The following is a 23,495-nucleotide window of genomic DNA, read 5'->3' as shown; positions in this document are numbered from 1 at the left end:
GGACTTTCAATGACGCGTAGTCCCGGACTGCGAAAGACGCTGGCGGAAAAGTTCGACGACGAGCTGAAGTTCTTCAAGGGCTGGATCGACAAGCCGAAGGCGGTCGGTTCGATCGTCCCGACCAGTTCCATCACCGCTGGCAAGATGGCCTCGATCGTCGATCCGACATCCGGCCTGCCGGTGCTCGAGGTCGGACCCGGTACAGGCGTCATCACACGCGCCATCCTCGCCCAGGGCATTAAGCCTGAGAATCTCTACGCGGTCGAATATTCCACTGATTTCGTGCGCCATCTGCGCCAGCTTTATCCAGGCGTCAACGTCATCGAGGGCGACGCCTTCAATCTCGACGCGACGCTCGGCGACAAGCGCGACCTGATCTTCGATTCTGTGATATCGGGCGTGCCGCTGCTCAATTTCCCTGTCGCCCAGCGCATCGCCTATGTCGAGAGCCTGCTCGACCGTATCCCGGCGGGCCGGCCGATCGTGCAGCTGACTTACGGGCCGCTGTCGCCGATCCCGCCGGGCCGCGGCGACTATACGGTCGAGCATTTCCATTTCGTCATCCGCAACATTCCGCCGACGCAGCTTTGGATCTACCGACGCGGGGCCGCATGAATTGAAACGTTGGGTTTGAATAGCACTTGTCTTATACCCATCGGGTGACAAGGCAGACCCATGGCTGTGATCCCGAAAATTCTCGTCGTCGCCGGTTCGGTGCGCAGCGGCGCCTATAGCGGCAGGACCGCCGACGTGGCACAGAAGGAACTTGCCATGCAGGGCGCCGAGGTGACCCGCATCTCGCTCGCCGACTATCCGCTGCCGATCCTCGACCAGGATTTGGAAAAGGAAGAAGGCATTCCCGACAATGCTTTCAAGCTCGGCCGGATGATCGCCGCCCATGACGGGCTGCTGGTCGCGACGCCCGAATATAACGGCTCCATTCCACCGTTGCTCAAGAACAGCATCGACTGGGTGAGCCAGCTGCGCAAGGATGGCGGCCGGACGTTCAGGCCACTTGCCGGCAAGGTCGCCGGCCTCTGCTCGTCTTCCAACGGACCCTTCGGCGGGATACGCTGCATCAACCATCTGCGCGCCGTTCTGGTACGCTGCCGGATGGAGGTGGTGACACCGGAATGCTCGGTGCCGGAGGGCGGCTACGCCTTCGACGACGAGGGCAAGTTCAGGGACGAGAGACTACGCCAATCGATGGAGCACCTATGCCGAACGCTGATCGAAACCTCGCGCATGCTGTCGACGCGGATCGAGGCATGATCCCGGACGCCGCGCATGCCGACACGATGCAGGAAAGGCTGATCGTCGGCCTCGACCTGCCGACGCTGAAGCAAGCCGAGAAAGCGGTGCGCGAGCTCGACGGGATCGTCTCCTTCTACAAGATCGGTTACCAGCTCGCGTTTGCCGGCGGGCTCGACTTCGCCCGCGAGCTGGCCAGCGGCGGCACCAGGATCTTTCTCGACATGAAGCTGCTCGACATCGACAACACCGTGGCCAAGGGGGTCGAAAACATCGCCAGGATGGGCATGAGCATGCTGACGATCCATGCCTATCCGAAGACGATGAAGGCGGCGGTCGAGGCTGCCAGGGGCAGCGACCTTTGCCTACTCGGGGTCACCGTGCTGACCTCGATGGACGAGCAGGACGTGATCGACGCCGGCTATGAGTATGATCCGCATACACTGGTGCTGAGGCGCTCCGAGCAGGCGCTGCATGCCGGCATGGGCGGCATCGTCTGCTCGGCCGAGGAAGCTGAGGCGGTGCGCCGCATCGTCGGCCCCGACCTGGCGGTCGTGACGCCGGGAATCCGGCCGAAGGGCAGCGACCATGGCGACCAGAAACGCGTGGTGACGCCGGCGCAGGCGATCCGCAACGGCTCCAGCCACCTCGTCGTCGGCCGGCCGATCGTCGGTGCGGCCGACAGGCGGGCGGCGGCGGAAGCGATCCTCGATGAAATGCGCTCGGCCTGAGGGCAGGAATTAACCCGGAGAAAAGCCATGCCCAAGGGATACTGGATCGCTCGCGTCGATGTACGCGATGCGGAAGGCTACAAGGACTATGTCGCAGCTGCCAAACCGGCCTTCGACCGCTTCGGCGCCAAGTTCCTGGCGCGCGGCGGCGCGCATGAGAAGGCCGAGGGGCCGGGCCGCGACCGCAACGTGATCATCGAGTTTCCGTCGCTTGCGGCGGCGCATGACTGCTACCACTCGCCCGAATACCAGCGCGCCGTCGCGATCCGCCAGAAGGTGGCCGAGGGCGAAATCGTGTTGGTCGAGGGGATTTAGGCGAGAAGCCGGTTCGCCGCTGCCTCCGCCATCGCATCGGCGAGGCTCAAGCCCCATTGCTGGCGACAGTAATCGCGGAAATCGAAGCAGGGCAGGCCGGGGCAGACCTCGAACTCGATGAGGTGGACGCTGTCGTCGGCTTCGACCCGGAAATCGATGGAAAACACATCCCGCAGGCCAAGCCCGACCATCAGGCGTTCGGCGATGCGACGGATTCTTGCATCGGCTTCAGGCTGGCTGCCGGCGACCGGCAGCAGCACCGGCTCGGTATATTTTCCCGCAGCTTTCGCCGCTGCGCCGGCATCGCCGTAAAGCGCCAGGCTGTCCTGCATGGTCTGGAAGTCGCCGCCCGAATCGACAAAGGCGATGCCCAGCGCCTCGACGCCGGTATCCGGCCTCAATCCGAGAAAACTGGCGCGCGCGTTGCGGCCGGCGACATAGGGCTGGACGACGACATCGTCGCGATAGGCGGCGAAGACGCGCCGGCTAAGCTCCAGCGCGTGGCCGAGATCGTGGCAGTGCGAATCCGGCCAGATGCCGATCTTGGCGCCGAGCCGGTTCGGCTTGACGAACCAGCCGCCGGGCGAGGCCGGTGGCGCGACCAGCCAGGCGCCGTCACGGGCAAGGCCCGCCCGCGGCACCGGCAGGCCAAGCGCGCCGAGCACGGCGCCGGACCGGAACTTGTCCTGACAGAGCGCGAACGACGCATCGTCGGCGCCGATCGCCTTCAGCCCATTCAGCCGTGCCAGAGCTGGTGCGGCGCCGCCGCGGAAATAGGCAATGCCGTCGGTCAGCGTCCAGACAAGCGTGGTCTTCGGGTCCTCGCCGGCGAGAACGCTTGCAGCATCGTCGAGCGCCAGCGGTACGAACGACAGGCCGCGCGTCTGGCAAGCGGCGGCAAGTGCGTCGAATTCAGCAGCGATGTCGGTCGATTGCGCCAGATAGGAGGCGATTTCGGCGGCACGCTCCGGCACGTGGTTATCGGCGACCAGCCGATCGAAGCAAGCCTTTTCCGGCTCGTAGACAAGGATCAGCTTCGGCTCGCGGCTTGACATGATCGAAACGATTTCCCGGCAGCACGATTGCCTAAAGCAATTCCAGGAAAAGTGTGAAACGGTTTTCCGTCCGGAATTGCGTCAAAACAAAGAGATAGAGCGGTTCAGCATTCCCGCGAAACGATGAACCGTTCTAGCATCGCGCGGCGAATGCATTCGGCTTTCGCGGAACCGACGTCAGCTGGACGCCTGCACGACAATGCTAGACATGGGTCTAGCCAATCAGCACGCGTGGCTCGAAGCGACCATTGACTGGAATGTCGAGCATGAATGTCATGCCGGCTTGCGGGTCGAGCAGGCGCTGCTTCTCGCTTTTGCCCGACCAGGCGGAGGTGACCGCCAGCCGGTCGGCATTCCTGCCGACGAAAGCCGGACAGGACGGCTGCGTCGCCGGCATCGCCACCGAACGGACGAGCTTGCCGTCGGGTCCATAGGCTTCGACGACGCTGCCGCCCCAGCAGGCGTTCCACAATATGCCGTCACGGTCGAGCACCGAACCATCGATATAGCCCTTGGTCGAACGGTGGTCGACGAAGACCTTCGGTTCGCCAACCGGCAGGCCGGTCGCCGGATCGCAGCCGACGCGCATCAACAGCCCGGTGCTGGTGTCGGTGTAATAGGCAATGGTCCCATCCTCGGAAAAGCAGATCGAGTTGGGCACAGTAATGTCGGCATAAAGCCGGCGCAGCTCGCCCTTGAAGAACCAGTAGATCGAACCGGCACCCTTCTCCTCGCCCTTGCCCATGGTGCCGACCCACAGCGCGCCGCAAGGGTGAACGCGTGAATCGTTCGAGCGGGTGACCGCATTGTCGGCCTCGATCGGCGTGTGCAGCGTCAGCTTGCCGGTCGCGACGTCGCGGACATGCAGGCCGGTCTCGGTGGCGATCAACTGGCGCCGGTCGTCGACGATGGCGACGGCGCTGGCCATCTGACCGAGCTCGTGGATCTTGACCGCACCGCCCGACAGGCGCTGTTCGAGGAGCTGGCCATTGACGATGTCGAACCAGTAGAGCGTGTCGGTGGCAGGGTCATAGCTTGGTCCCTCGCCGAGTTGGCAGACATGGTCGGAAAAAACCGAAACAACGGTCTCGCTCATCATGCCGCTCCAAACGCCGCGTCCCAGGCCTGAACTGCGGCTTTCGCTCGCGCTGCCACTTCGTCGACGCTCATGCCCGGCTTGAAGAGGCTGGAGCCAAGACCGAAGACGCTGACGCCGGCTGCCTTGTAGCCGGCAAAATCCTTATCTGAAACGCCGCCGACCGCGCCGACCAGCACACTGGCCGGCAGCACCGCGCGCATCGCCGAAATGCCTGCCGCGCCAAGCACGCTCGCCGGGAAGAATTTCAATGCCGAGGCGCCGAGCCGGATTGCTTGAAATGCCTCGGTCGGCGTGAACACGCCGGGCATTGTCACCATGCCGTAGTGCATGGCCCGGCCCATGACCTCGGCATCGATATTGGGGCTGACCAGCAGCCGCCCGCCGGCCTTGTGCAGGCCGTCGACATCGGCGGCGCTGAGCACCGTGCCGGCACCGACCAAGGCTGTTGGAGGAAGCGCTCCGACAATGCTGGCGATGGAGGCGTAAGGATCGGGAGAGTTGAGCGGCACCTCGATCGCTTCGATACCGGCGCCGAAGATCGCCTGGCCGATCGCCACCGCCTCGCTTGGCTTGAGGCCACGCAGGATGGCGACCAGACCCCGCTCGAGCTTTGGAAAAGGTGCGGTTTCGGTCATGCGGCAACTCCATTTCCGGCGATCATGCCATTTTCGCGCGCGGCTTCGGCAAGACCGGCACGCACCGCCTCGTCGGCGTCGACCACCCTGACCGCGAGCCCGGCAAGGCCGAGCGCCTCGGCATAGAGCTTGCCGAGTGCGCCCGACGCGATCAGCACGACGGGCACGGCACTCGCCCCATAACGGCGATTTGCCGAAGCGATCTCGCCGCCGATCAGCAGGCCGGACAGGCAGGCGGCGGCATCCTCGGGCTTCAGATCCTGCAGCAGGCTGGCGGCGCGGATCGAGAACAGTCTTGAACCGATGTCACCGCCTTCGGCCAACGCCTTCAGGCACCACTCCCGGAAAAATGGATTTTCGGCGGCAACCGACTTCGGCGGCTCGCCCAGCGAATGGCGCAAGATCGAGTGCGCGGCCAGCACCGAAAACAGCTCGCCGGTCGGCCAGGTGCCGAAACCGGCAACAGAGCCGTCCTCGACCAGCACCCATTTCGAATGGGTGCCAGGCATGCAGACGAGATGGCGTCCCTTTGCCGGCAAACCGGCGCCGGCAAGCTGCGTCTCCTCGCCGCGCATGACATCCGGGGCGTCGGCCAGACGCTGGGCAAGGCCGGGCACGATGCGGATGTCGCGGCGCTGGCCGGGAATGCGGGCAGCGCCGGCGAGAATAGCGCCGATCGGCGCCGGCACGCTGACATAGGGCGCCTCCAGCCAGCCCTGGCGCGAACCGGCCATGCCGCAAATGATGACCGGCAGCGACTCGGCTGCGCCCAGGGCAGCCAGATGCCCTTCGAGGATGGACGAAAATCCTTTAGCCTGGGCGGTGATCAGTCCGTCATCGCCGCGCCGCTCGGCGAGAACCTTGCCGGCGCCGTCGAGCAGCCAGACCCTCATACGGGTGGTGCCCCAGTCGACGGCCGCGACGGAAGCTGCCTTGCTCGATGAGATCACAGGAACCCCCCATCGACGATCAGCATCTGCGCGGTCAGCATGCGTGAGGCATCCGACGCCAGGAACAGCACGGTGCCGACAATGTCTTCCGGCTGCATCACCTCTTTGATGCACTGTTTGGCGACATGAGCGGCGAGCGCTTCTTCGGTGACCCAGAGCTTTCTCTGCCGCTCGGTGATCACCCAGCCGGGCGCGATCGCGTTGACACGGATGCCGTCGACGCCGAGCTTGCCGGCAAGACCCTTGGTGAGACCGACGATGCCGGCCTTGGCGGCGGTGTAGGCCGGCATATCGGGATGGTTGATGAGAAACGACGTCGAGGTGAAGTTGATGATCGAGCCGCCGCCGGCCCGCTTCATGCCCGGCGCCACCGCCTGTGCGCTGAAGAAATGCGGGCGCAGGTTGATGGCATGGTTGTTGTCCCAGAACTCCACCGTGACGTCTTCGACGGCATGACGGTCATCCTGCGCGGCATTATTGACAAGCACCGTCACGTCGCCATGCGCCTCTGCAGCTTTGCCCGCCGACAGCCGCAACGCCTCGATGTCGCGTATGTCGGTCTTGAGATAGAGCGGCCGCCGGCCCAGCTCCTTCTCTAACCGATCGGCCAGCGCCACACTCGGACGGTCGGCAATATCGATGAAGGCGACGTTTGCCCCCTGGCGGACAAAGCCCTCTGTCAAGGCAGCGCCAATGCCGGAGCCGCCGCCGGTGATCAGCACCGAAGCGCCTTCGAGATCGGCAAAGCGCGCCGATGGCATCATAAATTCTCTCCCGGTCCAATGATCGCGGTCTGGCCGGCGCGCATCCTATCCAGCCATGTCGGGCGGGCAAGGGCGAAAGAGTGGATTGTCAGGACTTATGTCCGACAAAAGGCCGCATGGCCGCCGATCGATCAGTTGCCCAGCCGGACGCGGTACAATTCGACGGCGGCTCCGCTGGTCCCGGCAACCGGCTCAAGCCATTCCGGCACGCTGCCGCGCATCAGCCCGGCAAGAAAGCCTGCCGGCGCCTTGGCTGCGAGGAGCTTGCTTTCGGCGCTGCCGGGGCACAGCGCGACGATGCCGACGTGATGATCCGCCAGGATGGTCCTGGCATCGGCATCGGACCCAAGGAAGGCATCGAGCGCCAACAGGTTGCCGGCGACGTTGCGATGATAGGGCCCGGCGAAGACGCGATGTCCGGAATAGGCCAGGATCGGCGATCCGAGATTGGAAATTGCCAGTATAGTGGTGCCTGGCAGGCGGCCAAGCGCCGCAAAGGAGGCCATGCGCTGGCAAGCGACATCGGCGCCGTCGCCATTATCCGCCATGGTGTTGCTGTCGTCGAAGGCTACCGAGGTCGCCGCGGCAGCCCCAGTCCAGACGGCATTCACTGAAACCAGCCAGACGGCGGCCATGCGCAGCGCCACGCCGCGCGACGGGCTGACCTCTGCCCGTTGACGCCATTTGGCAATCCAGGCGGCAAGCGGGATGACGGCGAAGGCGATCGAGAATGTCGAACCGCGCACCTGCCAGGCACTGACGATGAAGGCCACGACAAGCAGCGCGCCGACAAGGCTGTCCTGCCGCCGCCAGCCGCCACGGCCAAGGCGAAGCGCCATCAGCACGAGCGCGATGAGCGGCGTGGCATAGCGCGCCACCACCCCGGCCGGATCTTCAGCGAGCAGCTTGAACAGCGACTGCGCCTCGTCGATGTGATCAAGCCATAGCTCCTTGAGGCGCGGATCGAGGTTGGCGTAGGGCGCTGCCAGGCATTGTGGGAACAAAAAGACGATGACAGCGGCCAATACCAGGGCAAGCAGGCCAAGCGAGGCGATGCGCCATTGGCGCGTGCGGCCGGCGGGCTCGACCGACGCTATCGCCGCAAGGCCGGTTCCGGCAATCGCCGCGACGACGAACTGCGCGGCCGAGAAGGCGTCGCATTGCGCCTGACCCCAGGCAGACGGCGCAATGGTGGCGACAAAGACGAGAGCGGACACGCCGGCAAAGCCGAGGCCGAAATCCCGGGCGATCAGCCTCTCGCCATTGGCGCCGAGGGCGAACAGTATGGCAACAGAGGCGCCGATGGTGGCCACATAAGGCGCGGTCTCCATGCCGACGGCCAGCATCAATCCGGCGCACAGGCCGGAGAGCAATGCCGCCGGCCTGCGCGTTGGCGCTTCAAGCAACAGGCTCAGACTGGCCATGCTCAGCATCAGCTGGACATTGTGGTGATCGAGCGCGCCAGGCGAAAAAATGCCGAGGAAATACAGTGCGGCAGCGCCGATCACGACAGCGGGCAGCACGGCGCTGTCACCGGCAAAGCTGCGCGCGGCGCGAGCCGTGAAAAATACGGTCAGGCAGAAGAGCAGCGCCGGCCACAGCACTTGCGCAACATTCTCGGCAAAGGCCGCGCTGCCGGTCAGGGCCGATACGGCGATGATGATGGCGGCGATCGGCGCATCGACCAGCCGCGACCAATGCATGACGAAACCGCCTTCCAGGCCCATCCTGTACTGGTGGAGATCGAACCACCTTTGGCCGGCCAGCATGTCGCGAACTTCGACGAGGCGCAGCAGATTGTCGTTGTCGCCGCCGGCATTGGTCAGTGCCGGGAAGCCGGCAAAGGCATTGACGGCAAGCGCCAGCGCCGTGGCAAGCAGCGCCAGCGCGATATCGGACCTCCAAATGGAGGCGCCATCGTCGGCTGTGCTCATATCGGGACCTTTGGAAGGAATACGGTGCGGTTTAAACCTAGCCTTAACAGCTTCAATAAATAGTAAAGCCGCCCGAGCGAGGCCGGCGTTTGAGCGGTCAGGGGCCTTACAGGGCATCCGGAGACGAAAATGCCACAAGAAGTGCGCCATGAGCCGAGCATCGCCGTGCTCCTGCCTTGCTACAATGAGGAGCTGACGATCGGCGAAGTGGTGCGGCGCTTTCGCGAAACGCTGCCTGCCGCAGCGATCTATGTCTACGACAACAATTCGCGCGACCTGACGGCGCTCCGAGCCCGCGCCGCCGGCGCCATCGTGGTGCGCGAGCCGCGCCAGGGCAAAGGCAATGTCGTGCGCCGCATGTTCGCCGACATCGAGGCCGACATCTACCTGATGGCCGACGGCGACGGCACCTATGCGCCGGAGGACGCGCCGCAACTGATCAACACGCTGCTGACCGAGCGCTCCGACATGGTGGTGGGCACCAGGCGCGGCGTCGCCAACGACGCCGGCAGGACAGGCCACGCCTTCGGCAACCGCATCTTCAACAGCCTCTACAAACGTTTATTTGGCTCGGACTTTACCGATATCTTCTCGGGTTACCGCGCCTTCACCAGGCGCTTCGTCAAGAGTTTTCCCGCCGTTTCCGGCGGTTTCGAGATCGAGACCGAAATGTCGGTGCACGCCTCGCAGCTCAAATTGCCGGTCAGCGAGATCGGCCTCGACTATGGCCGCCGGCCGGAAGGCTCCTCGTCGAAGCTGTCGACCTTTCGCGACGGCGCGAAGATCCTGTGGATGTTCGCCATGCTGATGAAGGAGACGCAGCCGCTGCGTTTCTTCGGCGCTTTTTCGGTGTTCTTCCTGGCATCAAGCCTGTTTCTGATGGCCCCGGTGCTGATCGAGTTCGCCGAAACCGGGCTTGTGCCGCGCATGCCGACGTGGGTGCTGTCGGTCGGGCTGCTGCTGCTGTCGATGCTGGCGGCGGTGACCGGGGTAATCCTCGACTCGGTGTCGCGCGGCCGGGCCGAGCAGAAGCGCATCTTCTATCTGTCGATGCCTTCCGGCCGCGTCGAACGCGAACGCGCAAGTGCGCTCGCGATTTTGAAGACCGGACCGCGCAAGACCCCGCGGGCGGCTTAGAGCCCTAAATGGGACGCCTCGCCCGCTTCATTGTCGCCGGCGGCATCGGCTTCGTCGCCGACGCGGCGGCGCTTTGGCTGGTGTTGGCGATAGCGCCGCTTGGCCCCTTCGCGGCTCGCATCATCTCGATCGGTTTTGCCTTGTCCGTCACCTGGCTGATCAATCGCCATCTGACCTTCTCGCCTTCCAGCCGCGGCGTCGCGCAAGAGGGCGCACGCTATGGCGGCGTCGGCATCGCCACCAGCCTCGTCAATTATCTCGTCTATTGCGCCATGCTGTTCGCGCTGCCGATGGTGCCGCCGCTCGTCGCCCTTGCGGTCGCCTCGCTGGTTGCCATGGCGCTGTCCTTCCTCGGCTATTCCAAGCTGGTCTTCGACCGCTGAACGCACATCGCATTGGGGTCTGCGCCAGAAGCGCAGCCTCATCATGACCTTGGCCGATTGGCAGAGGCCGCCGATTTCCTTATATCGCTCTCGTCGATGCATCGGCCCGAAAAATCGGAAACGATTTTCGGAAAGCACGATGCATGGATTCAAAGTGTTGGAGCGTATGTGCGTCCGGGTGGACGCACGTTTGTTGCAACTGCGCCGGAGAGCACCCATGCCCCTGAAAGTCGCCGTCCAGATGGACCACATCTCTACCGTGTCGATTGCCGGCGACACGTCGTTTGCGCTGTCGCTGGAAGCGCAGCGGCGCGGGCACCAGCTGTTCCACTACACGCCCGACCGGCTGTCGCTGCGCGAAGGCAAGGTGTTTGCCCGTATCGAGGCGATGCAGGTCCGCGACGAGAAGGGCAACCATTATTCGCTGGGCGAGAAGGTGCGCACCGATCTTGGGGAGATGGACGTCATCCTTTTGCGGCAGGATCCGCCCTTCGACATGAACTACATCACCACCACGCATATCCTCGAGCGCATTCATCCGAAGACGCTGGTGGTCAACGACCCGGCCTGGGTGCGCAACAGCCCGGAAAAGATCTTCGTCACCGAATTTCCCGACCTGATGCCGGACACGCTGATCACCAAGGACCCGCTCGAGGTCGCCGCCTTTCGCAAGGAGTTCGGCGATATCATCGTCAAGCCGCTCTACGGCAATGGCGGCGCCGGCATCTTCCACCTGCACGAGGCCGACCGCAACCTCGCCTCGCTGCTCGAAATGTTCGGCCAGTTGTTCCGCGAACCCTACATCGTGCAGCGCTACCTCAAGGAGGTGCGGGCTGGCGACAAGCGCATTATCCTGATTGACGGCGAGCCTGTCGGCGCGATCAACCGCGTGCCGGCCGAGCATGATTCGCGCTCCAACATGCATGTCGGCGGCCGCGCCGAAAAGACCGAATTGACGGAACGCGAACGCGAGATCTGCGCCCGCATCGGCCCCTCGCTGAAAGAGCGCGGCTTCATCCTCGTCGGCATCGATGTCATCGGCGACTACATGACCGAGATCAACGTGACCTCACCGACCGGCATACGCGAAGTGCAGCGCTTCGGCGGCGCCGACATCGCCAGCCTGTTCTGGGATGCCGTGGAGGAGAAGCGCAACTAGCCTCGCTTCGCGAGCGGCCGCGTTGCAAACCATTGCAGCCGTGGCGCTCAGCTGTTCCCCAAATGTTCTTGCCTTCGCCGGAAATCTGTGGTTGTCTCGGGTGACGCCGTTCGCGGCATGATCGCAAAGGCTTGGGGCAAAAGCCTGCATCCGGGGTGAAGACATGGTGGCGCGGGTTCGCACGGTTGCTTTCCAGGGCATCGAGGCCGTGCCGGTCGACGTGCAGGTGATGATCGCGCCGGGCAAGGTCAACATGCACATCGTCGGCCTTGCCGACAAGGCTGCGGCCGAAAGCCGCGAGCGGGTGCAGGCAGCACTTCATGCATCCGGCCTGTCGATGCCGTCGAAGAAGGTCACCGTCAATCTGGCGCCGGCCGACCTGCCCAAGGAAGGCAGCCACTACGATCTGCCGATCGCCCTCGGGCTGATGGCGGCGCTCGGCGCCATTCCGGGCGACATGCTGGCCGGCTATGTCGTGCTTGGCGAATTGTCGCTCGACGGAACCATCGCCGCGGTGGCTGGCGCGCTGCCGGCGGCAATCGGTGCCAACGCCGAAGGCAAGGGCTTGATCTGCCCGTTCGCCTGCGGGCCGGAAGCGGCCTGGGCCGGCAAGGATTTCGACATATTGGCGCCGCGCAGCCTGATCGCCATCGCCAATCATTTTCGCGGCACGCAGGTTCTGTCGCGGCCGGAAGCCGGCATCCATGCCGCGGCGCGCGACCTGCCCGATCTCGCCGACATCAAGGGGCAGGAGACCGCCAAGCGGGCGCTGGAGGTGGCGGCGGCCGGCGGCCACAATCTTTTGATGGTCGGGCCGCCGGGCTCGGGAAAATCGATGCTGGCGCAGCGGCTGCCGTCGATCCTGCCGCCGCTGGCGCCCAGGGAATTGCTCGAAGTTTCGATGATTGCCTCCGTGGCCGGAGAACTCGGCGAAGGAAAACTCACCGACCGGCGGCCGTTCCGCGCGCCGCATCATTCGGCCTCGATGGCGGCGATGGTCGGCGGCGGTCTGCGCGTGCGGCCGGGCGAGGCCTCGCTTGCCCATCACGGCGTGCTGTTCCTCGACGAATTCCCCGAATTCTCGCCGCAGGCGCTCGATGCACTGCGCCAGCCGCTCGAGACCGGCGACTGCATGATCGCGCGCGCCAATCATCGCGTCACCTATCCGGCGCGTATCCAGCTGGTCGCGGCGATGAACCCGTGCCGTTGCGGCATGGCCGGCGAGCCGGGCTATCGCTGCCTGCGCGGCGATCGCTGTCGCACCGACTACCAGGCGCGCATTTCCGGCCCGCTGCTCGATCGCATCGATCTCAGGATCGAGGTGCCGGCGGTCTCGGCCAGCGATTTGATCCGGCCGGACCGGGCCGAGAAAAGTGCCGCCGTCGCACTACGTGTTGCCCGCGCCCGTACGATCCAGCGCGAGCGCTTCGAGCGGCTCGGCGCGACCGCCACCACCAACGCCCATTGCTCGCCGTCAGTCATCGAGGAGATCGCCATGCCCGATGCCGCCGGCCTGTCGCTGCTCAGGGACGCCAGCGAAAAGCTCGGCTTTTCCGCACGAGCCTATCACCGCGTCTTGAAGGTGGCGCGGACCCTGGCCGATCTCGAGGCCAGCGAGACGGTCGGCCGCATCCATCTGGCCGAAGCGATTTCCTACCGCATGAGCTCGGAACGGATGGCGCAGGCGGCGTGACGTTCCCCTCCCCGTTGAGGGGAGGGTGGCCGCGAAGCGGCCGGGTGGGGTCGCCGGTGAGACGCTCGGCCTGTCGCATTTCGAAACCGGCCGAGGTGCGGAGCGTTGCGATGTTCCTCCTAAGGCGCACCGTCAGAATTGGGTTGGCGCACTGCATTGGCGACCCCACCCGGCCCTTCGGCCCACCCTCCCCTCAAGGGGGAGGGGGACGCCGGCGCTTACCCTTGGCCGGCGTGCATCGTTGCTTTCGGTTCAGCCGTTATCCCGCGCCTTCAGCTCCAGCCGCCGTGCGTGCAGCACTGGCTCGGTGTAGCCGTTGGGCTGGATGCGGCCTTTGAAGACCAGGTCGCAGGCGGCGAGGAAGGCGATGGACTTGTCGAAATCCGGCGCCATCGGCCGGTAGAGCAGATCGCCTTGGTTCTGGCGGTCGACGATCGCCGCCATGCGTTTCATCGTCTCCATGACCTGCTCGGGGGTGCAGACGCCGTGATGCAGCCAGTTGGCGATGTGCTGCGAGGAGATGCGCAGCGTGGCGCGGTCCTCCATCAGGCCGACGTCGTTTATGTCAGGCACTTTCGAACAGCCGACGCCCTGGTCGATCCAGCGCACGACATAGCCCAGAATGCCTTGCGCATTGTTGTCGAGTTCCTTCTGGACGTCTTCAGGCGACCAGTTCGGCCGCCTTGCTACCGGCACCGACAGGATGTCGTCCAGTTTCGCCTTGGGCCGGCTCTTCAGCGCCGCCTGGACGGCGTGGACATCGACCTTGTGGTAGTGCGTGGCGTGCAGTGTCGCCGCCGTCGGCGACGGCACCCAGGCGGTGTTGGCGCCGGCCTTGGGATGCGCGATTTTCTCGGCCAGCATCGCCGCCATAAGGTCGGGCATCGCCCACATGCCCTTGCCTATCTGGGCGTGGCCGGCCAACCCACATTCCAGCCCGATGTCGACGTTCCAGGCTTCGTAGGCGGCAATCCAGGCGGCCTGCTTCATGTCGCCCTTGCGGATCATCGGGCCGGCCTCCATTGAGGTGTGGATCTCGTCGCCGGTGCGGTCGAGGAAGCCGGTGTTGATGAAGACGACGCGTTCTTTCGCGGCGCGGATCGCCTCCTTGAGGTTGACGGTGGTGCGCCGCTCCTCGTCCATGATACCCATCTTGACGGTGTTTTTGGGCACGCCGAGCAGCGCTTCGACGCGGTCGAAAATCTCGACGGCGAAGGCGACTTCGTCGGGCCCGTGCATCTTGGGTTTTACGATGTACATCGAGCCGGCGCGAGAATTGGCGCGGCGCCCGTTCACGCCGATGTCATGCAGCGCGATCAGCGCCGTCAGCGCCGCATCCATGATGCCTTCCGGCACCTCGTTGCCGTCGCGGTCTGATATCGCCGGATTGGTCATAAGGTGGCCGACATTCCTGACCAGCATCAGCGAGCGGCCGGGCAAAGTCAGCGTGCCGCCATCGGGCGCTGTATAGGTGCGGTCGGGGTTGAGCCTGCGGACAAAGCTCTTGCCGGCCTTGGTGATCTCCTCCGCCAAGTCGCCCTTCATCAGGCCGAGCCAGTTGCGGTAGACCAGCACCTTGTCCTGCGCATCCACTGCGGCGATCGAATCCTCGCAGTCCTGGATGGTGGTCAGTGCCGATTCCAGCACGACATCGGCAATGCCGGCCGGATCGGTGCGGCCGATCTGGTTGTTGCGGTCGATGACGATTTCGATGTGCAGGCCGTTCTTGGTGAGCAGCACGGCTTCGGGGTCGGCGGCATCGCCGCGATAGCCGGCAAACTGTCTGAGGTCGGCAAGCGTGGTGGCGCCGGCACCCTCGCCGAGCCGCAACATGCCGTTGGCGACCGAAAGCCCGTTGACGCCGGCCCATTTGCCAGTGGTGAGCGGCACCGCCTCGTCGAAGAAGCTTTTCACCCAGGCGACGACCTTGGCACCGCGCGCCGGATTGAATTTGTTACCTCGCTCGGCGCCGGCCGTCTCCGGGATAGCGTCGGTGCCGTAGAGCGCATCGTACAGCGAACCCCAGCGCGCATTGGCGGCATTCAGCGCATAACGCGCGTTCATCACCGGCACCACCAGCTGCGGCCCGGCGACCGAAGCGATTTCCGGGTCGACATTTTCGGTGGTCACGCTGAACGCCGGCCCCTCGGGCAGGAGATAGCCGATCTCGCGGAGGAACGTCTTGTAGGCCTCCATGTCGACGGGCGCGCCATTGTCGCGATACCAGCGGTCGAGCTTGTCCTGCATGGCATCGCGCTTTTCGAGCAGCGCCCGGTTTTTTGGCGAGAGATCATGGACGATCGCCGAAAAACCGTTCCAGAATGCCTCCCCCTCGATGCCGGTGCCCGGCATCGCTTCGTTCACGACGAAATCATGAAGGTCGCGGGCAATCCGCAATCCGGCGATCTCGACGCGATCGGTCATCAGGGCTTCTCCAGGGCTTGGTCGGCTTGCCGGCCTCGGGCCTTTGACATGGCAAGGTTGTAGGGTCAACTCGGCCTAAGGTGAAGGTAGGGCGTTTTCGCTGCCGATCTCCCCCCTTGAGGGGGGCGATTACGCGCTCACACCGCAATCCTTGGCCGTCCCGACGCCACCGCCACGACATGCGCCTCGATGAACATGCGCTGGCCCTCTACTGTGGAGACGCGGAACTCGCTGGCGATTTCGATCTCGGCGCTGTCGGTGCCAGCGTCCTTCGCCCGTCCAGCGGCAATCGCCCGCACATCTTTCTCCGCTGCGGCGATCGCCGCTGCTTCGTCGTTGAAATCGCGCACGCTTTCACCGGAGGCGACGCGGAACAGGCCTTCCTTGGGCTGGCTGACCCGCGCCTCGGCCGAAACCCGGACCTGGCCGACGACGGCGCCGAGCGCGTTGGCGACATCGGTATCCTGCGGCACCACGCATCGATTGCCGACCAGCTCGGCCAGGCCGGCATAATGCAGCGGCGCCGAGGCGCCGAGGCCGATCACCGGACGGTCGAGCGCGACGCTCAAGCGGGCGATGCCGGGATGCGCGTCGACGGCGCGCTGGACCAGGGCATGGGCGACGGTCGCCGCGCCATCCAGCCCGTCCTCGGCAAAGGCGGTTTCGAGGATGACTTCGGCCGACAGGCGGGTCAGCGCGGTCAGCACCCGTTCCGAGATCGCCTCCGGCGACGCGGCGATGAACTGGCCGCGGCCGTCGCGCCTGCGCGCGAACAGCTCGGCACCCAGACGCGCCGCGGCCGCATCCCAATTGGCCTGCCTGCCCAGCACATGCGCGGCGTCCGACGGCGTGAAGCCGGCGACATGCACCAGCCCGCGCGATACCAGCCGGTTCAAGGTGGCGTTCTGGGCGTTCGAGGTCAGCAATCTGTCGAGAGCCTGCGGCACAGCACCGATCAGCTCGTAAAGCTTGGCTTCGGCGCCGGTCAGTCCGGCCGCCAGCCGCTCCGGCACGCCGGTGCGCACCGCCAGCCGACCATCCATGCGGCCGGGGTTGGGCGCGCGCAGCTGGCGTTCGAGCTCTGATGTGACGGCCTCGCCATGCATCAAGCCGGCCAGCGCCAGCGGCACCAGGCGGCGCGGGCCGAGCAGGATCTTCGGGCTGAGCGCGCCGTCCTCCAGCGCCACTTCGGAATCGCCGCCGAGCCCAAAAGTGCGCATGGCGACGGCCTCGACCATGGTGCGGAAACCGCCGACGGTGGCGCCTTCCGGATCGAGCCGCGGCCGGCCCTTGTCGAGCACGGCGACATCGGTGGTGGTGCCGCCGATATCGGAGACCACGGCATCGTCGAGGCCGGTCATGTGGCGGGCACCGACGAGGCTGGCGGCCGGGCCGGACAGGATGGTCTCGATCGGCCGCTGGCGGGCAAAGGCGGCCGAGACCAGAGCGCCGTCGCCGCGCACCACCATCAGCGGGGCGGCGATGTTGCGCGCGGCCAAAAAGCCTTCGGTTGCCGCGACCAGCCGGTCGATCATCGAGATCAGCCTGGCGTTGAGCAATGTCGTCAGCGCCCGGCGCGGGCCGCCGAGCTTGGCCGACAGTTCGTGGCTGGCGGTGACCGGCAGGCCGGTCCTGTCGCGGATCAGGTTCCGCGCGCTTAGCTCATGCGCCGGGTTGCGGGTGGCGAAATAGGCGCAGACGGCAAAGCCGGACACCGACTTTTCCAGTTCCGGCAAAGCTGCCTCCAGCCCGGAAAGATCGAGCTTTGCCGCATTGCCGTGGACATCGTGGCCGCCGGGGCAGAACACCACCGGGTCGGTGCCAAGCGCCGCCTTCAGCCGGTCGCGGGCAAGGTCGCCCTCGGCAAAGCCGATCATCACCAGCGCCACGCGGCCGCCCTGGCCCTCGACCAGCGCATTGGTGGCTAGCGTCGTCGACATAGATACCAGTTTGATCGCTGCCGGGTTGGTGCCGGCCATTTCGAGCACCGCATCGACCGCGCCGGAGATGCCGACCGCCAGATCATGGCGCGTGGTCAGCGCCTTGGCCTTGGCCAGCACCTTGCCGCTTGGCCCGCCGGCCTCCGACCACAGCACGGCGTCGGTATAGGTGCCGCCGGTGTCGATGCCGAGGAACAGGGGTGAGGGTTTGGGCTTGGCGGTCATATTTGGGTCCGGAGAATTCGTCTCCGCCCCTTAGCGGATATGAACGGGCCGATAAAGGCACGAGCGCTGGGCCAAGGCAGCGTAATCTCCCCCCTCGAGGGGGAGATGGCCGGCAGGCCAGAGGGGGTCGTCTCGCGTGGAGCGCCGGCATTCTCTGGCGGCGATGGCGTTGGCGTCAGGACGCACCGACCCCCTCTGTCGCCTTCGGCGACATCTCCCCCTCAAGGAGGGAGATAGCGGCGGCCCCTACCCCACAAACCCCACGCGCTTGTGCGAGCCATCGCAGAACGGCTTGTTGGCGGAGTGGCCGCAGCGGCAGAGGAAGGTGCGTTGCGTGCGGTCGACCGTGTGGCCGGTGCCGGTGACGATTTCGACATTGCCTTCGAGCTTGAGCGGGCCGTTGGTCGTCGGTGTGACGGTCAGCGGGCCATTCCGCACCTCCAGCGCCGGCGTGTCCTTCAGCGCCGGCTCGCCGGTGGCGATGAAGCCAGCCTTGGCGTGGCTGCCATCGCAGAACGGCTTGTTTTCCGAGGCGCCGCAGCGGCACAGCGTGGCGCGGTAAAACGTTTCGCCGCCCAACACAATCTCGGCATGGACGGCAAGCGGACCGTTTTCCCTTATGCGCACAATGTTGACCACCGGCGGCTGTTCCTGCGGCCCGCCATCCTTGCGGACATAGGTGATGGCGCCGGACGGGCAGGCTTCGGCGAGCGCCACAATCTTCTCGACGCTGGCCGCATCCGGATGGATCCACTGGCCGGGCGCGTTGGGCACGAAAACATGCGGATCGCCAAGCACGCAGTTGCGCGAATGGATGCAACGTTTTCCCGAAAAGCCGATGTCGATCTTCTCGCCTTCGACCACTGCCATGGGTGGGTCTCCTGTCGGACTACGCTATGGCGACAGTCAGGACGACGTCAAGGCAGCATTCTCCCCCTCGTGAGGGCCGACCTCGGGCGCGGCGCTAAGGGATTCCCATTTTTTTGCTCGCAGCACCACATTTTGTTCTTGCTTTGTGCCGGCAGCTATGCTACTAATTTCTGTATGGTGCTAATTGGCTCCAACGACCCGCCTGCCGAGGCGGGTTTTTTGTTTCAGCTTTGAATTCCGGTGCCGGCCTGCACTCGCGGGACGGCCCTCTCCCCCCTCGAGGGCAGGGCAATCGCATTTGGATTCTTACGAAGATGGACCCCCACCCTAACCCTCCCCACAAGGGGGAGGGAATGCTGCCGCGCGCCCTTACTTCCCCTTTTGGCGCCGAAAGGCAGGCAATTTGCCGAGGTCAGCGCCAACGGAAGTCTCCCTCCCCCTTGTGGGGAGGGGTTAGGGGTGGGGGTACATCGTAGAGCGAAAGCCTCGGCTTTCCATCTGCAATAGCCCTGCCCTCGAGGGGGAGATGGCCGCGCAGCGGCCAGAGGGGGTCGGCACGACCGGACTCGGCCTACTGCTGCAGAACAGGTTGGCGCTCTATGCGCGGCGACCCCCTCTGTCGCCTTTGGCGACATCTCCCCCTCAAGGGGGGAGATCTGCCACGTCACGGAACCAGATCGATTTCCTCGGTCTCGCCGCCACTGCAGGTGTAGCAGCAATCGTCGCACTTTTCCGTATTGCCGGGGCCGACGCCCCAATAGGTATTCTCGTCGCCGTCGACCCAGGCGCCGTAGCAGATCGATTCGCCGTCACTGCAGGACAGCGGGATCGACTTGGTCTCGCCATCGTTGAGATAGTAATCCTGATTGTTGCCCGGCCAGACATGATCGCGGTCCTGGCTGTAGAGCTCGACGCGCATGGCGTTCGGATGGCTGTTCTTGATCTCGAAGGTGACATCGCCGGCATGCGCGACGGGCGCAAACAGCGTGACAATGAACAGCGACGCGGCGACGCGGCGCGCGAAAGCGTAGGACGACATGATGATTTCCCCCGGAATGAAGCGGCCTGCCCGGCCGCGAGCGAGAACATGGCATGGCGGCGGGATGGGTGGAAGGGGGTGCGCCATTTGCACATCGCGAAAGCGCAGCGTTGCCAAGGAAGACCCCTCTCCGGTTTGCTTCGCAAACCACCTCTCCCCACTTCGTGGGGCGAGGAAATGCCAATCACCGAAGCCTCAAAAGACCTGGGTTCCTCGCCCCCACAAAGTGGGGGAGAGGTGGCCGCGAAGCGGCCGGAGAGGGGCGGTCCGACTGGCCTCACCGGCTGGGCTTCAGCAGCGTCCAGATCCAGCCGATGAATGTGAGCACCAGGAAGGGATATCCGGCAGCGGGCAGCGGCGCCGAGGTCGGCAGCAAAGGCGCACCCCACAGGATCAGGCCTGCCGAGACGACGAACAGCACGGCGGCCACGACAGCGGTAAGCCGCATCCATAGCGCGAAGGTTTTCGGCGCGCTGACCATGACCAGCGCCGCCGCCCAAAGCGAGATACCGCCGACATAGGAGGGCACGCTGGCCTCAAGCCCCGCCGCATTGCCGGAGAGCAGCAGGCTTTCACCGGCGAGAAAGGTCAAAAATCCAGCCGCCGCGCAGTCATTGCCCTGGCGCTGATATTTCATCGTCAACAGCGCGGTCGCCACCACGAGCGCCACGCCGTCGATCGTCCAGAGCGTTTCGCGAAGCTCGGCGCTCTGCACGAAGGTGCCGGCAACGCCCAGAGCGCCGCCGATGGCGAGGCCGATCGCGGCGACGAGGTCCAGAGTGGAGCGCATGTGATGTCTCCCCCGAAGCCGCAAGGATATTCCCGGATGGGGCTTTCTCCAATGACCGCCCCTTCGCAGGCTCTCTGCCCTTCGGGCGTTTAGCCCTTCAAAAGGTCCAGTGGACCTTTTGATCCGCCCGAAGGCGAACCGGATCTTCACCGCTCGAAGCTCGAAATCTCAGGCAATTGGCTTCCGTCCGCTGCGCGGACCACTCCTCGACCTCCCACAAGGGGAGAAGGCAAGGCGCGCAGGCTCACGGAACCAGGTCGATTTCCTCGGTCTCGCCGCCGCTGCAGGTGTAGCAGCAGTCGTCGCACTGCTCCTTGTTGCCGGGGCCGAATAGGTGCCCTCGTCGCCATCGACCCAGGCGCCGTAGCAGATCAATTCGCCGTCATTGCAGGACAGCGGGAAGAACTTGGTCTCGCCGTCATTGAGATTATAGTCTTGATTATCGCCCGGATAGATATGGTTGCGGTCCTGGGAGTTTGACGCGCATGGCGTTGGGACGGCTGTTCCTGATCTCGAACGTGACATCGCCGGCATAAGCCACCGGCCCACCAGCTTGGTTACAAACTACGGTCAACAATCACAGCTCACCTGACTCCATTTTGTTCTCCAAGTCCGTCATTCTTCTTAAAGTACTTTTGCCGTATCTGAACCGATAGTCCTTTATCTCGCGCCATAGCCTGAGTGCTTCACTTGTCGATCCCACAGAAATAAGCGCCTCGATGAGCCACTTCGTCGGGCCGGGATTTCCCGGGTCTCGTGCCCGTACCTCACTTAGAATCCCGATCGCTTCGTCGATCTCCCCGAGCGAAAGCAACGCGTCGGTTAGCCACTTTGTAGGTCCAAGATCACCTGTCGATCGAAGATATAATTCACGCAGATAGGCAACCGCTGCTTGCTCATTTCCTGCCGAAAGCAATATCGACGCCAACTGCCGAGTCGCCATCGTCTTTTTTGAGACGCTTGCGTTCTCATACCAAAATCTTGCCAACTTCTCCCCTAATTCAATCTGGTCGTTTGCAAGGTAATATGCCACTCCAATTTGCGCCAGCTCCGTCTCCTCGTCCCACAATTCAGCACGAATAACCGAGGATGCTATAATCTTACGAAACGGTGTTTTGGTAGATAGGCGAATTATCTCCCTAACGAACTTCTTCCGATTGTCTGACTTCATCCCGCGCAATATTGCTAAATCGATCTCGTCGGGTTGATTCAAAGCACTGGCGGCGCGGACCAACACTCGAAAGATGGCGACACTATCCGGAAAGTTACTGCTGGCTTCGTGAATAAGGCCCCAAGCCGATTCCACTTCATTCCGTTGCAGCAGCAACTCGGCCAATCGAACCCACGCCTTACCCCCTTCAGGTATCTGGTGGATCAACGACCGATACAGGTCAATTGCCCCCGCTTCATCTCCCACCTTTGAAAGCAAGTCGCCCAGCATCATGGCCGACTCAAGATCATCCGGATACATGTCGATCAGCTTGTCAATATATTTCCTCGCCTCGGCAAACATCGAGAGTCTTATCATCAGTCGCGAAATTCTTCGAAGCAGTTCTGCCTCGCGGAGCTCGAACTCGCTCTCGGCCTGCATGTATAGGTTTAAGGCATCTGGATCCGAGCGCCTCTCTAGCAACAGTCCGAGCGCAAGAATGTAATCGATTTTCCCGAAGAACCTCTCCCTATGCTTTATGAGTACATCGAACGCCTGGTCAACACCAACTCTCCTTCTAATTTCTTCCGCAAAGGCAAGTAGATCCTTGAGGTTCGTATAGGTATCCTCCCCTCCTATTTTTGCAGAAGAATTATGCGGCGCATCAATGAATAATATGCTGCCGCGTACCGTCCTTGCCTCTTCTCCGCGCACCGCGCCGAGGGCTTCTCCCAACGCCGCGCTATCGAGTTTCGTTTCCTTGTCTATAAGTACATTCGACAGATCGGCGTCCGTAAAATCTAGTCCTCTCAGATCTTGGCCCCTGAGATCCGCACCTTTTAGATCGGCGCCGCGATAGAACTCTTTCACAGGGCGACCTGCGATCTTCGCAAGCTTGCGAAGATCGCGCGTCTCGGACGTAAGCAGATCAAACACGACGTCCAACCAGTGGCCGCGACCGCTCATTTAGCCGTCACCCTTCTGGCTCCGCCACCACATCGACTAGTGTGATAAGTCCAAAACGATCTTCAATGTCGCTGAATTCCAAACCTTCTTCGACAAGTTTATCCTTAATGAAGGATTCTGCCGCAGCAATTCTGTTTTGGTGTGCAGACTTACCCCTAATTTTCTGCCATATGTTTTCGTCTTTTATTTGTATATCGGTTATTAGCATGTCCTCGCGTAGACAGCGAACTTCGATTGACACTGTCGGTGGTATACCCCGAGATCGATCCGATCTCGTGTCAATCAGCTTGGCCCTTGGTGATTTAATTGGGTCCCACGGGCGCCCCTCAAGTATCTCTGCTGCACTTGGGGTCAGATCCCACCGGTAATGACCATCGTGCGTTTTGGACTGCTTGACGGCGATTATAGACAGTTTCTCTGTGACGTTTATTTTGTGGTGAACGGATACGTCGGCCGCCGCCGATACCTCTAGTCTTCCTCTTACGCCCACGGATTTTGAAGATGCGCTAGCAGCCGCGCTTGCCTTAACTGCGGCGCTCTTTTTTTCATCTTTTTGGAGTGTCTGCTTAACCTCAACGCTACGCAATTCTCGCGAGACTGAGCTCTTATCGATCTTTAGAGGCTCCGTAGCTTTTGCATGTAGTACTAATTCGGCACGACGAAGACTTAACCTGAAGCTAATTTTTGACTCCCGCTCGCCACCAACCCTAGCGGTCGAAAATACTACATCTACATGCAAATCAGCTATGCCATTTCCTTCGCTGAACTGCTTGTGCCAAGCATCCACAGTGACCACATCCCCGAGTGCTTTTCGGCGGTTGTCGTTGCTACTCATTATCCGTCCCCCCATGGTCGACAAACAGTGTAGTCTTAAGGGTCGGAACGCAAGCCGGATATCGAGTTCACTTAGGTACTTAGTCGAACCCTCGGCGATTTTGACCTGGGGCTTCAGGCAAACGGTTTCGCCACAGTTGCTTCGGTGGAG

The 23,495-nt window shown here is 63.5% G+C and carries 21 protein-coding genes; 8 read left to right on the top strand and 13 right to left on the bottom strand.

What is annotated here, in order from left to right; all coding sequences use genetic code 11:
* Window positions 1-9: 9 nt before the first annotated feature.
* Genes pmtA through NKJ15_RS23970 form a run of 4 tightly spaced genes read left to right on the top strand, consistent with a single transcriptional unit; the run spans window position 10 to window position 2,297 of the window.
* Window positions 10-615 (top strand): phospholipid N-methyltransferase PmtA, encoded by a 606-nt coding sequence (gene pmtA, locus NKJ15_RS23985; protein ID WP_023679853.1) that lies wholly within the window; start codon window positions 10-12, stop codon window positions 613-615.
* A gap of 60 nt (window positions 616-675) precedes the next feature.
* Window positions 676-1,272 (top strand): NADPH-dependent FMN reductase, encoded by a 597-nt coding sequence (locus tag NKJ15_RS23980; RefSeq protein WP_352472807.1) that lies wholly within the window; start codon window positions 676-678, stop codon window positions 1,270-1,272.
* Window positions 1,269-1,982 (top strand): orotidine-5'-phosphate decarboxylase, encoded by a 714-nt coding sequence (gene pyrF / locus NKJ15_RS23975; RefSeq protein ID WP_352684079.1) that lies wholly within the window; start codon window positions 1,269-1,271, stop codon window positions 1,980-1,982. Before NKJ15_RS23980 ends, pyrF begins: the two co-directional genes overlap by 4 nt.
* A gap of 27 nt (window positions 1,983-2,009) precedes the next feature.
* On the top strand, window positions 2,010-2,297 hold the full coding sequence (locus NKJ15_RS23970; protein ID WP_023679856.1) for a DUF1330 domain-containing protein: 288 nt from the start codon (window positions 2,010-2,012) through the stop codon (window positions 2,295-2,297).
* On the opposite strand, the gene NKJ15_RS23965 is transcribed toward NKJ15_RS23970, so the two are convergent.
* The 6 genes from NKJ15_RS23965 to NKJ15_RS23940 form a co-directional block, all read right to left on the bottom strand.
* The gene (locus NKJ15_RS23965) at window positions 2,294-3,352 is read right to left on the bottom strand and encodes a D-alanine--D-alanine ligase family protein (protein ID WP_352684077.1); all 1,059 of its coding nucleotides are present in this window, start codon (window positions 3,350-3,352) and stop codon (window positions 2,294-2,296) included. The genes NKJ15_RS23970 and NKJ15_RS23965 overlap by 4 nt on opposite strands.
* 214 nt (window positions 3,353-3,566) lie before the next feature.
* Window positions 3,567-4,448 (bottom strand): SMP-30/gluconolactonase/LRE family protein, encoded by an 882-nt coding sequence (locus NKJ15_RS23960; RefSeq protein ID WP_352817937.1) that lies wholly within the window; start codon window positions 4,446-4,448, stop codon window positions 3,567-3,569.
* Complete coding sequence (locus NKJ15_RS23955; protein WP_352472811.1) at window positions 4,448-5,086, bottom strand: 2-dehydro-3-deoxy-6-phosphogalactonate aldolase; 639 nt, start codon at window positions 5,084-5,086, stop codon at window positions 4,448-4,450. The genes NKJ15_RS23960 and NKJ15_RS23955 overlap by 1 nt, the downstream gene beginning before the upstream one ends.
* Window positions 5,083-6,033 carry a 2-dehydro-3-deoxygalactonokinase gene (locus NKJ15_RS23950; protein ID WP_502906941.1) on the bottom strand — a complete coding sequence of 317 codons (951 nt, stop codon included), beginning with the start codon at window positions 6,031-6,033 and terminating at the stop codon, window positions 5,083-5,085. The genes NKJ15_RS23955 and NKJ15_RS23950 overlap by 4 nt, the downstream gene beginning before the upstream one ends.
* A complete protein-coding gene (locus NKJ15_RS23945; protein ID WP_352817931.1) occupies window positions 6,033-6,800 on the bottom strand; it encodes an SDR family NAD(P)-dependent oxidoreductase in 768 nt (255 codons plus the stop codon). Before NKJ15_RS23945 ends, NKJ15_RS23950 begins: the two co-directional genes overlap by 1 nt.
* Window positions 6,801-6,931: 131 nt before the next feature.
* Window positions 6,932-8,734: a GtrA family protein gene (locus NKJ15_RS23940; RefSeq protein ID WP_352817928.1), complete on the bottom strand. Its 1,803-nt coding sequence runs from the start codon at window positions 8,732-8,734 to the stop codon at window positions 6,932-6,934.
* Between the two features lie 129 nt (window positions 8,735-8,863).
* Here NKJ15_RS23940 and NKJ15_RS23935 point away from each other — a divergent pair, with 129 nt between their 5' ends.
* The 4 genes from NKJ15_RS23935 (at window position 8,864) to NKJ15_RS23920 (ending at window position 13,106) form a co-directional block, all read left to right on the top strand.
* Window positions 8,864-9,871 carry a glycosyltransferase gene (locus NKJ15_RS23935; protein WP_352817925.1) on the top strand — a complete coding sequence of 336 codons (1,008 nt, stop codon included), beginning with the start codon at window positions 8,864-8,866 and terminating at the stop codon, window positions 9,869-9,871.
* A gap of 8 nt (window positions 9,872-9,879) precedes the next feature.
* On the top strand, window positions 9,880-10,254 hold the full coding sequence (locus tag NKJ15_RS23930; RefSeq protein ID WP_352472815.1) for a GtrA family protein: 375 nt from the start codon (window positions 9,880-9,882) through the stop codon (window positions 10,252-10,254).
* 217 nt (window positions 10,255-10,471) lie between these two features.
* Window positions 10,472-11,413 (top strand): glutathione synthase, encoded by a 942-nt coding sequence (gshB, locus tag NKJ15_RS23925; RefSeq protein WP_352817922.1) that lies wholly within the window; start codon window positions 10,472-10,474, stop codon window positions 11,411-11,413.
* Between the two features lie 163 nt (window positions 11,414-11,576).
* Entirely contained in the window at window positions 11,577-13,106 is a 1,530-nt protein-coding gene (locus tag NKJ15_RS23920) for a YifB family Mg chelatase-like AAA ATPase (RefSeq protein ID WP_352817919.1), read from the top strand.
* A gap of 252 nt (window positions 13,107-13,358) precedes the next feature.
* Here NKJ15_RS23920 and NKJ15_RS23915 read toward each other — a convergent pair whose 3' ends face one another.
* From NKJ15_RS23915 to NKJ15_RS23885, 7 genes are all read right to left on the bottom strand, one after another.
* The gene (locus NKJ15_RS23915; protein ID WP_352817917.1) at window positions 13,359-15,530 is read right to left on the bottom strand and encodes a malate synthase G; all 2,172 of its coding nucleotides are present in this window, start codon (window positions 15,528-15,530) and stop codon (window positions 13,359-13,361) included.
* 137 nt (window positions 15,531-15,667) lie between these two features.
* Window positions 15,668-17,695 carry a hydantoinase/oxoprolinase N-terminal domain-containing protein gene (locus NKJ15_RS23910; protein ID WP_352817915.1) on the bottom strand — a complete coding sequence of 676 codons (2,028 nt, stop codon included), beginning with the start codon at window positions 17,693-17,695 and terminating at the stop codon, window positions 15,668-15,670.
* 246 nt (window positions 17,696-17,941) lie between these two features.
* Window positions 17,942-18,565 carry a CDGSH iron-sulfur domain-containing protein gene (locus tag NKJ15_RS23905; RefSeq protein ID WP_352771433.1) on the bottom strand — a complete coding sequence of 208 codons (624 nt, stop codon included), beginning with the start codon at window positions 18,563-18,565 and terminating at the stop codon, window positions 17,942-17,944.
* 664 nt (window positions 18,566-19,229) lie between these two features.
* Complete coding sequence (locus NKJ15_RS23900; RefSeq protein WP_352745623.1) at window positions 19,230-19,604, bottom strand: hypothetical protein; 375 nt, start codon at window positions 19,602-19,604, stop codon at window positions 19,230-19,232.
* A gap of 277 nt (window positions 19,605-19,881) precedes the next feature.
* A complete protein-coding gene (locus tag NKJ15_RS23895) occupies window positions 19,882-20,394 on the bottom strand; it encodes a hypothetical protein (protein WP_352817912.1) in 513 nt (170 codons plus the stop codon).
* Window positions 20,395-20,971: 577 nt separating this feature from the next.
* Window positions 20,972-22,510 (bottom strand): tetratricopeptide repeat protein, encoded by a 1,539-nt coding sequence (locus NKJ15_RS23890; protein ID WP_352817909.1) that lies wholly within the window; start codon window positions 22,508-22,510, stop codon window positions 20,972-20,974.
* 7 nt (window positions 22,511-22,517) lie between these two features.
* Window positions 22,518-23,345: a hypothetical protein gene (locus tag NKJ15_RS23885; protein ID WP_352817906.1), complete on the bottom strand. Its 828-nt coding sequence runs from the start codon at window positions 23,343-23,345 to the stop codon at window positions 22,518-22,520.
* Window positions 23,346-23,495 lie beyond the last annotated feature (150 nt).

The sequence above is a fragment of the Mesorhizobium sp. M0207 genome (assembly GCF_040321995.1).
Classification (GTDB): Bacteria; Pseudomonadota; Alphaproteobacteria; order Rhizobiales; family Rhizobiaceae; genus Mesorhizobium.
Note: the sequence above shows the minus strand (reverse complement) of the source record. Positions and strands in the feature narration are given on the sequence as shown.